The 11,056-nt window shown below is 64.6% G+C and carries 12 protein-coding genes and 2 tRNA genes; 3 read left to right on the top strand and 11 right to left on the bottom strand.

Features of this window, described 5'->3' with window-relative positions:
- Positions 1-132: 132 nt before the first annotated feature.
- From lpxK to ABWY06_RS19105, 4 genes are all read right to left on the bottom strand, one after another.
- Positions 133-1,146 (bottom strand): tetraacyldisaccharide 4'-kinase, encoded by a 1,014-nt coding sequence (gene lpxK, locus ABWY06_RS19090; RefSeq protein WP_353927158.1) that lies wholly within the window; start codon positions 1,144-1,146, stop codon positions 133-135.
- Positions 1,147-1,156: 10 nt separating this feature from the next.
- The gene (gene pocB, locus ABWY06_RS19095) at positions 1,157-1,594 is read right to left on the bottom strand and encodes a flagellar polar localization protein PocB (protein ID WP_353927159.1); all 438 of its coding nucleotides are present in this window, start codon (positions 1,592-1,594) and stop codon (positions 1,157-1,159) included.
- Positions 1,591-2,226: a flagellar polar localization protein PocA gene (pocA, locus tag ABWY06_RS19100; protein WP_353927160.1), complete on the bottom strand. Its 636-nt coding sequence runs from the start codon at positions 2,224-2,226 to the stop codon at positions 1,591-1,593. The genes pocB and pocA overlap by 4 nt, the downstream gene beginning before the upstream one ends.
- A 71-nt stretch (positions 2,227-2,297) precedes the next feature.
- A complete protein-coding gene (locus tag ABWY06_RS19105; RefSeq protein WP_353927161.1) occupies positions 2,298-4,523 on the bottom strand; it encodes a DNA internalization-related competence protein ComEC/Rec2 in 2,226 nt (741 codons plus the stop codon).
- A gap of 144 nt (positions 4,524-4,667) precedes the next feature.
- On the opposite strand from ABWY06_RS19105, the gene ABWY06_RS19110 reads away from it, so the two are divergent.
- Entirely contained in the window at positions 4,668-5,189 is a 522-nt protein-coding gene (locus ABWY06_RS19110) for a DUF2062 domain-containing protein (protein ID WP_353927162.1), read from the top strand.
- 60 nt (positions 5,190-5,249) lie between these two features.
- Here the strand turns inward: ABWY06_RS19110 and ABWY06_RS19115 are convergent, their stop codons facing one another.
- Genes ABWY06_RS19115 through ABWY06_RS19125 form a run of 3 tightly spaced genes read right to left on the bottom strand, consistent with a single transcriptional unit; the run spans position 5,250 to position 8,489 of the window.
- Positions 5,250-6,494: a lipoprotein-releasing ABC transporter permease subunit gene (locus ABWY06_RS19115; protein WP_353927163.1), complete on the bottom strand. Its 1,245-nt coding sequence runs from the start codon at positions 6,492-6,494 to the stop codon at positions 5,250-5,252.
- A 38-nt stretch (positions 6,495-6,532) separates the two neighbouring features.
- Positions 6,533-7,216, bottom strand: a complete 684-nt coding sequence (lolD, locus tag ABWY06_RS19120) for a lipoprotein-releasing ABC transporter ATP-binding protein LolD (RefSeq protein ID WP_353927164.1) — start codon at positions 7,214-7,216, stop codon at positions 6,533-6,535.
- A gap of 7 nt (positions 7,217-7,223) precedes the next feature.
- Positions 7,224-8,489 carry a lipoprotein-releasing ABC transporter permease subunit gene (locus ABWY06_RS19125; protein ID WP_353927165.1) on the bottom strand — a complete coding sequence of 422 codons (1,266 nt, stop codon included), beginning with the start codon at positions 8,487-8,489 and terminating at the stop codon, positions 7,224-7,226.
- Positions 8,490-8,586: 97 nt separating this feature from the next.
- Between ABWY06_RS19125 and ABWY06_RS19130 the strand changes: the two genes are divergently transcribed.
- Both ABWY06_RS19130 and ABWY06_RS19135 read left to right on the top strand, forming a co-directional pair.
- Positions 8,587-9,171 (top strand): PilZ domain-containing protein, encoded by a 585-nt coding sequence (locus ABWY06_RS19130; RefSeq protein ID WP_353927166.1) that lies wholly within the window; start codon positions 8,587-8,589, stop codon positions 9,169-9,171.
- A gap of 8 nt (positions 9,172-9,179) precedes the next feature.
- Complete coding sequence (locus ABWY06_RS19135) at positions 9,180-9,476, top strand: phosphodiesterase (RefSeq protein WP_353927167.1); 297 nt, start codon at positions 9,180-9,182, stop codon at positions 9,474-9,476.
- Positions 9,477-9,513: 37 nt separating this feature from the next.
- Here ABWY06_RS19135 and ABWY06_RS19140 read toward each other — a convergent pair whose 3' ends face one another.
- The 4 genes from ABWY06_RS19140 to ABWY06_RS19155 form a co-directional block, all read right to left on the bottom strand.
- Positions 9,514-9,729 carry a hypothetical protein gene (locus ABWY06_RS19140; protein WP_353927168.1) on the bottom strand — a complete coding sequence of 72 codons (216 nt, stop codon included), beginning with the start codon at positions 9,727-9,729 and terminating at the stop codon, positions 9,514-9,516.
- Positions 9,730-9,941: 212 nt separating this feature from the next.
- A complete protein-coding gene (locus ABWY06_RS19145) occupies positions 9,942-10,385 on the bottom strand; it encodes a hypothetical protein (RefSeq protein WP_353927169.1) in 444 nt (147 codons plus the stop codon).
- Between the two features lie 458 nt (positions 10,386-10,843).
- Positions 10,844-10,919 (bottom strand) — tRNA-Gly (locus tag ABWY06_RS19150).
- A gap of 14 nt (positions 10,920-10,933) precedes the next feature.
- Positions 10,934-11,009, bottom strand: a tRNA-Glu gene (locus ABWY06_RS19155).
- Positions 11,010-11,056 lie beyond the last annotated feature (47 nt).

The following is an 11,056-nucleotide window of genomic DNA, read 5'->3' on the forward strand; positions in this document are numbered from 1 at the left end:
CCAAAGGGGGCCACGGGCAACCGGCCGGGTGAACGGTCAAAGGCGGGCCGCAGGGTCCCGCAGGCGCGCAGTTTACACGGCGCCAGGCGTGCCCGCCCGCCCCGCGTGAGGTGATCACCCCGGCATGGCGTGTCAGGCCTTCGGCGCGCGCCCCAGCAAGCTTGCCAAGCGCAGGTCGAGCCAGGCGATAAAGCTCGACGAGGGCACGGCATCCACCGCCAGGTACCACCAGTCCGGCTCGGCGAAGGCCCGGCATTTCACCGCATCTTTCTCCGTCATCAGCAACGGCAAGGCCGGACTGAACTGCAACTGCTGCGGCTGGTAGGTCGCATGGTCGGCGAAGGCATGGACGACGGGTTGCCAGCCCTGGGCCTGCAGCGTAGCGAAAAAGCGCTGCGGATTGCCGATGCCGGCCACCGCATGCAGGGCCTGGCCTGGCGGAAAATAGTCGAGTGGACGGCGCTCGCCGCTGCTCAGGTTGACCAGCGCGGTGGGGCACAGCCGAAACGCGTAACCGCCCTCTGGATCGTTCTCGGCGCCATTGTAGAGCAGCGCATCGACGCTCTCGAGCCGCTCGCGCGGCTCGCGCAGCGGGCCGGCCGGCAAACAGCGGCCATTGCCCAAGCCCCGTGCGGCGTCGATCAGCACCAGCTCCAGGTCACGCGCCAGGCGGTAGTGCTGCAGGCCGTCGTCACAGAGAATCAGGTCCACCGGCTCGGCTTCGAGCAAGGCGCGCACCGCGCCGGAACGGTCGGGATCGATGACCAGGGGTACACCGCTGCGCTGGACGATCAGCAGCGGCTCATCACCCGCCTCCGCGGCCGAGTGCTCGGCCCGCACCCGCCAGGGCCAGGACGCGGGTGCCGCGCCATAGCCGCGGCTGACCACGCCCACGCGAATGCCTTGGGCACGGCAGTGCTCGATCAGCCAGAGAATCAGCGGAGTCTTGCCGGTGCCACCGACAGTAATATTGCCCACCACCAGCACCGGTACCGGTGCACGGTAAGTGGGGCTTTGGCCATCCAGGAAGCGTCGGCGCTTGCGTTGCACCACGCCGCGGTACAGCCACTCCAGCGGTGCCAGCAACCCCAGCGCCGGATGAGCGCCATACCAGGCGCCCAGCAGGCGCTCGGACCAGCCACTCATGGCCGCACCATCAGGGCGCCGGCGGGGCCTCGACCGTGGTGATGCGCAGGTGCGCAAACCCCAGTTTGCCGGCCGCGTCCATGGCGGTAATGACCGCCTGGTGCGGCGCCTTGCCATCGGCGCTGAGAATCAGCGGTAGGCTGTTATCGCCATTGGATTCTTTCTGCAATGCCGCCATCAGGGTCGATAGGTCGCTCTTGAGCAGCGCCTGACCGTTCAACGAAAAATTACTGTCCGCGTCGATGCCGATTTCCAACTGCTTGCTTTCGCTCTGCGCCGGCGCACCGGTAGCGGCCTCGGGCAGGTCGATCTTCAGTTCGCTGGGACGGCTGAAGGTGGTGGTCACCACGAAAAACAGCAGCAGCACGAAGATCACGTCGATCAGGGACGTCAGGTTGAGGAACACCTCATCGCGGGCCGCACCACCCGCTCTCCGGCGGAACTTCACGCTTTGCCTTCCTCGACGATGTCCACTTCGCGATCGCCCTGCACCACTTCGACCAGCTTGATGGCTTCCTGCTCCATGGCGACCACGATCTCATCGACCCGACGCAACAGGTACCGGTGGAAGAACACCGCCGGAATGGCCACGATTAAGCCCGCTGCGGTGGTGATCAGCGCCTTGGCAATACCGCCGGCGAGCACCGGGGCGTTGGCCATGCCGTTGTCCATAAAACCGCTGAAGATTTCGATCATGCCGAACACCGTGCCAAGCAAACCGAGCAAGGGCGCGGTGGCGGCAATAGTGCCCAGGGCGTTGAGGTAACGCTCCAGCTCATGGATGACCCGACTGGCGGCTTCCTCGATGCACTCTTTCATGATCTCGCGACCATGCTTGGAATTGGCCAGACCCGCCGCGAGGATTTCCCCCAACGGTGAGTGCGCACGCAACTCCTTGAGTTTCTGACTGTTCAGCTGCTTGTCCTTGATCCAGCGCCAGACCTGGCCCAGCAGGTGTGGCGGAGCCACCCGACTGACACGCAGACTCCACAAGCGCTCGGCGCTGATGGCGAAGGCAGCGATGGAACACAGGATGATCGGCAGCATCATCCAGCCACCTGCTTTGACTAACTCCCACACGGCGTACAACCCCCTCGGAAAAGTGGCGCCACTCTAGCATAGGCTCGGCCTCTCACCGAACGCCTCGGTTCTCATTTTTCTCGCCAAAAAGGCCCTGATTCACGCAAGCCCTGCGCGCCCCCTCGGTCGCCCAATTGCACCCGCAGGGCGCCACTCTCGACCGTGTCGTAAATCACCACCCCGCGCGCGGCGTAGCGGGCCAGCACCTCGGGATGGGGATGCCCGAAGCTGTTGTGCTGGCCACGGGAAATCAGCACTGCCCGTGGCGCCACCGCCGCGATAAAGGCCGCCGAGGAGGAACTGCGACTGCCATGGTGGGGCGCCAGCAACCAATCGGCCTGCAGATCCAACCCCTGCCGCAGCAACGCCTGCTCGACTGGGCTGTCGATGTCGCCGGTCAGCAACAGCCGCTCGCCGTTCGCCTCGACCATCAGCAGGCAAGACGCCTGGTTACCCGCCACGGCCCGGGACCAGCGCCACGTCCTGAACCGCACCCCGTCCCAGACCCATTGCTGACCATCGACGCAGGGCCGGGCACCCAGTGTCGCGGCCAATGCGTGGGGTTCACCACTGAGCACCTGGCCGATCGGCACCCCTCGCTGGATAGCCAGTGCGCCGCCGGCGTGGTCATTGTCGGCATGGCTGAGCAACAGGCTGTCCAGCGCAGCGACCCCCAACTGGCGCAAGGACGGCAGCACCACCCGCTCGCCCAAGTCGAAATCCCCCACCCGTGCACCGGCGTCATACAGCAGGGCATGCTCGCGGGTGCGCACCGCGACGGCCAGGCCCTGACCCACGTCCAACACCCATACTTCTGCCCGCCCCGGCGCGATAGGCATCCGCGGCGGCGCGAACACTGGCAGCAGCAGGATCAACCCCAGGGCGCGTAACGGCACCCCGGCCGGCAGCAATACCAAGGCAACGCCCAGGCTGCCCAGCCACCAGGCCCAGATGGGCACGCCGCCGGGTAGCCAGGCTGGCTGCCCAGTGGCCAGGACGTCCAACACCTGAAACAACAGATCGAGCAATCCCCCGGCCAGCCAGAGCAAGACAGCACCGACCAGCGGAACCGGTAACAGCAGCGTCCCGAGCAAGGCCAGGGGCACGACCAGCAATCCGACCCAGGGTACCGCCAGCAGGTTGGCAAAAGGTCCGCTGGCACTGAGCGGCAGCCCCAAGGCCAGCAGCGGCGGCAGCAAGCCAATGGCCAGCGCCCACTGTGGACGAAACCAGGCCTGCCACCAGGACCAAGGTCCCAGGCGTGCGCCGAGGACCCAGGCCAGCACCAGCACCGCGCCGAAGGACAGCCAGAACCCCGCCTGCAGCGTCACCAGCGGCTCGATCAGCAGCACGCCAAGCAGTGCCAGCAACAGCGGCAACGCGCTGCCCAGGTGGCGAAAGCGCAAGCGCCAAAGCAGGACCAGGCCGATCATCAGGCAGGCACGCTGAACCGGCACGGCAAACCCGGCCAGCAGTCCGTAACCCAGCGCACCGCCCAGCGCCAGCGTGCAGGCGCACAACAGCCAAGGCAAACGGCGCGGCCACCACCCCCAGCGCGCCAACGTGGCGACAGCCCCGTACAGCAAGCCCGCCAGCAGGGCGATGTGCTGGCCGGAAATGACCAACAGGTGCGTGGTGCCGGTGCCCTGCAGGATCCGCCACTCGGCAACGGATAATCCAGAGCTGTCGCCCAGCACCAGTGCCGTCAAGGCCCCCTCGCGCCCCCGGGCATCGACCGCCAGCAGGCGTTGGCGCAGGCTGTCGCGCCAGGCGGCCAGGCCTCGGGCGGGGGCCATGCGCTCACCGCCCTTGACCGTGCCGGTCGCACCGATGCGTTGCGCCAATAACCAGGCCTCGTAGTCGAAACCCTGCGGGTTGACCAGGCCCCGCGGGCGCTTGAGCCGCACGGCCAGGCGCCAACGCTCGCCGGCCTGCAGCCGCGGCCCGTCATACCAGGACAGCCGCATCAGTGGCGGCAAGCGCACCTGCCGTGCCTGCGCCTCGGCCAGTTGGAAGCGCACCACCCCGTCCACCACCTGCGGCAAATCGGTGACTCGCCCCTCCAGCCAGAGGATGCGACCGTCCAGGGCCGGCGGCAGACGCTGCGCCAGCGCCCACTGTGCCGAGGTGCAGGCCCAGGCCAACCCCAGCAGGAACAACCCGACTGGGTAGAGTCGTAGCGCCAGCAGCGGAAGCGCCAACAACAGCATCGCCAGCACCAGCGCCGCCGTGGGCAGGGCCGGTAGAAACCGCACCAGCAAGAGCCCGAAGGCCAGCGCAAGCATCCCTGTGCGCATCGTTGCCTCTCCCATGCCCGGCCATGGCACTTAATAGCAATCGTCAATGTCCATGGCGCTTACACATTTGCTGTCACAAAGTCGAAAAGCGGACGACTCCTGACGCGGGCATACTCGACTGTTTACGCCTGGCCGAGATTTCACATGCCGCGTCGTTTATTCAAGCGCTACATGCCCAACCCCGACAGCATCCGCCACAACAAATCCCTGCGCTTTCTGGGCCAGCTGATCCACGACCCCAATCTCTGGCACCTGAACCGCCATTCGGTGGCACGGGCCATGGCGATGGGCCTGTTCGCGGCGTTCATCCCCCTGCCCTTGCAGATGCTGCTGGCGGCCTCCCTGGCCATTCTGGTGCGTGCCAACCTGCCGATTTCGGTTGGCCTGGTGTGGTTGACCAACCCCATCACCATGCCACCGGTGTTTTATTGCACCTATCAGTTGGGAGCTTGGTTGTTGCAGGTGCCCGCGCGCAGCCTGCCGAGCGACCTGACCGTCGATTGGGTCACCCAGGAACTGTCGACGCTCTGGCAGCCCTTTCTGCTGGGCTCGGTGGTCTGCGCCGTACTGTTCGCCCTGCTCGGCTACTTCGTCACCATGCTTTATTGGCGCTGGTGGGTTCGGCATACCTGGCGAAAACGCCAGCAAAGCCGCCGCCAAGGCTAAGAAACAGCCATAAAAAAAGCCGCTCGAAAGAGCGGCTTTTGGGTATTCGGCAGGTGAGTGTCACTCGTAGCGCAAGGCATCGGCGGGCTGGATTTTCGCCGCGCGCCAGGACGGGTACAGGGTCGCGAGAAAACTCAGGATAAAGGCCGCCGAGCAGATCAGCAGCACATCCAGCGCCTGCAGGTCGGACGGCAAATTGTTGATGAAATACACGTCCGAGCTGAGCACCTGCTGGCCACTGGCTTTTTCCACCCAGGCCACCAGCGCACTGACGTTCAAGGCGGCCACTACGCCCAGCACGGCGCCGACCAGCGTCCCGACCGCACCGATGACCGTGCCCTGGACCATAAATACGCCCATGATCTGTCGCGGCGTGGCGCCCAGGGTGCGCAGGATCGCGATGTCGGCGCCCTTGTCCGCCACCACCATGATCAGCGTGGCGATGATATTGAAGGCGGCCACGGCGACGATCAGCAACAACAACAGGCCGATCATGGTCTTTTCCATTTTCATGGCGCTGAACAGGCTGCCCTGGGTGTGGGTCCAGTCGTTGGCCCGGTAATCGGCGCCCAGTACGGCGGCAATGGTCGCCGCCACCTCAGGCGCCTGATACAGGTCCTGCAAGGCCAGCCGCACGCTCTGCACCTGGCCGGGTTGCAGGCGCTGCAACTGTCCGGCGTCGGCCACATGGATCAGCGCCAGCGAGCCATCGAGTTCGGCACCGACCTTGAACACCCCCACCACGTTGAGCCGCTGCATGCGCGGGGTAATGCCGCCCGGCACGCCACTGAGCTCGGGAATGATCAGGGCCAGCTTGTCGCCGACGTTCAGGCGAAAACGCCGCGCGGTGATTTCGCCGATCACCACGCCAAACTCCCCGGCCCGCAAGTCCTCCAGACGTCCCTGCACCATATGCCGGGCGATGATCGAGACCTTGGGCTCTTCCGCCGGGTCGACGCCGTTGATCTGCACCGGCTGCATCGTGCCCTTGTACGACAGCATGCCTTCCAGCTCGCTGAAGGGCGCCGCCGCGACCACCGCGGGATTGCCCAGTGCCTTGGCCGCCACCGCGCGCCAGTCCTGCAGGGGTTGCCCCGCGCTGACCGTCGCGTGCGGCACCATGCCGAGGATGCGCGAGCTCATTTCCTGCTGAAAACCGTTCATCACCGACAGCACCACGATCATCGCCAACACCCCGAGGGCCAGGCCGATCATCGAAGTCATCGAGATAAAGGAGATGAAATGGTTACGGCGCTTGGCGCGGGTATAACGCAGGCCGATAAACAGTGATAAAGGTCGAAACATGGGCCAAGGCACCCCAATAGGAAAGAAACCCGCGAGGGTCAGGCATTGACCAGCCGACCGTCTTCCAGGCGCAGCACACGGTCCATCTGGCGCGCCAGGTCGAGGTCGTGGGTCACCACCAAAAACGCGGTTTTCGAGGCGCCGCTGAGCTCCAGCATCAGGTCCTGAATGCCCTGGGCGGTATGGTGGTCGAGGTTCCCGGTGGGCTCGTCGAGCAATACCAGCCCCGGCCGGTTGACCAACGCCCGGGCAATGGCCACCCGCTGGCGCTCGCCGCCCGACAGCTCCGATGGCTTATGTGCCAGGCGATGACCTAGCCCGACCCGCTCGAGCAGCGCACTGGCACGCTCGCGTGCCTCGGCGATGGCCGTACGGCCGATCAGCAAGGGCATGCAGACGTTTTCCAAGGCGGTGAACTCGGGCAACAGGTGGTGAAACTGGTAGACGAAACCCAGCGATCGGTTGCGCAACAGGCCGCGCTGTTTCTCGTTGAGCGCCGACAGCTCCTCGCCGGCCAGCCAGACACTGCCGGTACTGGGCGTGTCCAGGCCACCCAGCATGTTCAGCAGCGTGCTCTTGCCCGAGCCGGAGCTGCCGACGATCGCCACCCGTTCACCGGGAAACAGTTCCAGTTGCAAGTCGGCCAGTACCACCACCGACTGTGGACCCTCGTCGTAGCTCTTGCCCAGGTTGCGACAGCTCAGCACGGCTTTATCGGTCATACCCTTCTCACTCATAACGTAACGCCTCTGCCGGTTGGGTGCGCGCCGCACGCCAGGCCGGATACAGGGTGGCGAGAAAACTCAGGACCAGTGCCGCCGCGCAGACCAGCAGCACATCCGCGGCCAGCAACTGCGAGGGCAGGTAATCGATGAAATACACATCGGCATTGAGGAACTTGAACCCCAGCCATTTTTCCACATGGGCCACGCCGCTGCTGACGCCCAGTGCCGCCAACATGCCCAGCACCGCGCCGATCAGGGTGCCGACCACGCCGATAATGGTGCCCTGCACCATAAAGATCGCCATGATCTGGCCCGGTGTGGCCCCCAGAGTCCGCAGGATGGCGATATCACCCTTCTTGTCGGTGACCACCATGACCAGGGTCGAAATGATATTGAACGCCGCGACCGCCACGATCAGCAGCAGCAGCAGGCCGATCATGGCCTTCTCCATGCGGATGGCCTGGTAGAGGTTGCCGTGGGTACGGGTCCAGTCACGGGCGAAAAAGTCCTGCTCGCCCAGACGCTGGGCGATCCCCCAGGCCAGCCGCGGCGCCTGGAACAGGTCATCGAACTTCAGGCGCAAACCCTGCACCTGGCCGTCTTTCCAGCGGTGCAGGCGAGCGATGTCCTGAATATGTGCCAGCGCAACGAAGCCATCGACCTCGCCGACCCCGACACTGAAGATGCCGACCACCGTGAACCGCTTCAACCGCGGAAACATGCCCGCCGGGGTCACCGTCACCTCGGGGGCGACGAAGGTCAGCTTATCGCCCACCGTCACGCCCAGTTTACTGGCCGCCTTCTTGCCGATGATCAGACCAAATTCGCCCGGCTTGAGCGCCGCCAGCGCGCCCTGGGCGCCATCCTCGGCCTTGAAGAACTCACCGATCACCGAGACCTTGGCTTCCTCCACCGGATCCACACCGTTGATCAGCACCTTCTGCACCTTGCCATCGTGGCTGAGCAGCCCCTGCATCTGGGTGAAAGGCGCGGCCGCCAGCACCTGCGGCTGCTTCAGAATCGGTCCCGCCAGCTGGCGCCAGTCATCGATGGGTGTGGCGCTCTCGACCGTGGCATGGGGCACCATGCCGAGGACCCGGTTGCGCATCTCCCGGTCGAAGCCATTCATCACCGACAGCACCAGGATCATCACCATCACGCCCAGGGCGAGGCCGATCATCGATGTCAGGGAAATAAAGGATACGAAGTGGTTGCGGCGTTTGGCGCGCGTGTAACGCGCACCAACAAATACGAACAAAGGTCTGAACATGAGTCGGGGGCTGATTCTTGAGAAAGGAGAACGTCCAGGTGGCGAGGCGTTGCGCGCAGCCTTACACTCAGACCACCACTGCCGCCACGGGTTCGCAATGACTACGCGAGATGACGCCGATCGCCGCGAATACTATCGTATAGACGACACGATCGCACTGGAATTTAGCCAGTTGAACGGCGCCCAGGCACTCGCCAGCGAGGCGCTGCACGACAGCTCGCCGCTGTTCAACCTGCTCAGCGACCTGCACCTGGCCGACTTCGAATCCCAGCACCTGCTACGCCATATCACCGAGCGCGATCGCACCCTGGCTAACTACCTCAAGGTCATCAACAAGCGCATCGATCTGCTCGGCCAGGCTGTGGCCCAGAGCCTGTTGCGCGATATCGGCCTGCCGCGCAGCGTCAGCCTCTCGGAGGGCGGTATCAGCTTCAACAACGCCCAGGCGATCGAGGTCGGTAGTCACCTGGCGATCAAGATGGTCCTGATGCCCCAGGCGCTGGGCCTGCTGTTGCGTGCCGAGGTGATCCACTGCCACCCCCGTGACGACCTGCAGTTCGAGATCGGCACTCGCTTCGAAGCGCTGACTGACGCACAGCGCCAACTGCTGGCCCGGCATATCCTGCAAAAGCAGGCCCTGCAACGGCGCCAGGCCCGCGCCCAGCCCTATCCACGCGCCTGAGAAATCCAATGCTACGTCTTCACCTGTTATGGACCCTGCTGCTGCCCCTGGGTCTGCCCCTTACCGGCCTGGCCGACACCCTGCAGATCCCGCTCGGGGCACAGGGCGCCAGCCCACTGCCGATGCCGGAACGTGGCGCCCGGCAAAGTGCCGTACTGGAACGCTTCGGCCTGCCCGACGAAGAACATCCGGCCGTGGGCCAGCCGCCGATCAGCCGCTGGGACTACCGCGACTTCAGCGTTTATTTTGAAAGCGGCCAGGTGGTCGATAGCGTGCGTCATCATCAACCCCGCACCGCACCCTGAGACCGACGGGAACCCGCAGCCACCTATGAAACCCGCTCTATGTGCCCTGTGCGGCCAGAGTCCCGAGTTGCCAGGCGGGGCCTGGGTGGAGTTCGCCGACTATGATGACGGCGCAATCGCCGCGCTCGATTTTCATCCACAGGGCCTCGAATTTTTCTGCAGCCAGCACCTGCCACTCGCCCGCGCGTGCGCTGGCCTCGATAGCCAGCACGCCCTGGCGCAACTTGCTGGACAACCACCGCAACAGCTGCAACAGCCGCGACCCGCAGCACGGGCGCTCAGCCTTGGCCAGCGTCTGAGGCGCTGGCTGGACTGAACGCTGCCTGCATCGATCTCAGCCATATGCCAGGTGACCAGCCCTGGTTTGCCGCCAGTTCGGCGTTACCCTTCGCTGGCGAGGCGCGGTCCCGACCAGGGCGCCAGGCACTGGGCGAACCGCTACCGGGCTGCCGCTCAGCAGCGTTTCTAGGGGTTTTCGGCCTGCGCCTGGTACGCCGTCAGGTAGTGCTCCGCATTGGCCTGGGTCGACAGCTCTTCGCTGTAGCTCAGGCGCTTGGTCTGCCCGGTGCCCGGCACATTCAGTTCGCCCGTTCCTTCGTTAAGGATCAACAGCACATAAGGCTGCCCTTTGAGCTGCACGCTGTAGCTGACCTCCTGCCCCTTGACCTGGGTGCTGGCCAGAAGAATTTTCTGGTTAAGGTCATTGTCGATATCCGTCATCTGCACCAACGCCTGACGGGTTTCACGCTTGTCATAGCGCAGGGTCCAGACCTTCACCCCATCGGCGGACGCATAGGCCTTGACCTGTCCGGCCACCTCCGGGCGCGCGGTCTCGGCCTGTGCCGAACCCAGGGTAGCAAGACCCAAGGCGAGCACCAGTAAGGGTCGCAGGCATTGTTTGAACGTCATTGAAAACTCCTTGGGCAGGGTCGCAAGACCCGGCGATATGATTGCTCCACGGGTGCCTGCGCCCAATACGCCAGCACGGCCGGGCGACAAGCCGGGCAACCATGCTCGTCGCACTGCCCAGGGTCAAGAGAGGGTGACGGCCTTTGCTTGAATATGCGAACTGGATAAGGTCTGGTGGGCCACGCCAGACCGGTCGCCCCGCTCGACAATCAGCACTTCGAAGGGGGGCCCTGCTGAGCCATAGCGATTTTCATTCCTCACCCACCTTCCCCTGTCGCCGCACGTCCAGGGCGCCCAAAAACCAATCGGGATTGACCACAGCGGCCTCCAGGCCAACGTCCCATCGATCCAGCCCGAGGCGGGAGCGGGCACCGGTTGACGTTAAAATCGGCGCAACGAAAAAAGGACCCGAAGGTCCTTGATTCGTAGGCGTGCAGATAAATCCGCAGTGCCTGATATGGAGCGGGAAACGAGACTCGAACTCGCGACCCCGACCTTGGCAAGGTCGTGCTCTACCAACTGAGCTATTCCCGCAGTTACAACAAAAATGGCGTCCCCTAGGGGACTCGAACCCCTGTTACCGCCGTGAAAGGGCGGTGTCCTAGGCCACTAGACGAAGGGGACAACAACGCTTTCAAACAATGCTCACCGCACTGCCTGGTGAATTTGGA

Origin of the sequence: Pseudomonas sp. (assembly GCF_040514055.1) — a bacterium.
Taxonomy (GTDB): Bacteria; Pseudomonadota; Gammaproteobacteria; order Pseudomonadales; family Pseudomonadaceae; genus Aquipseudomonas.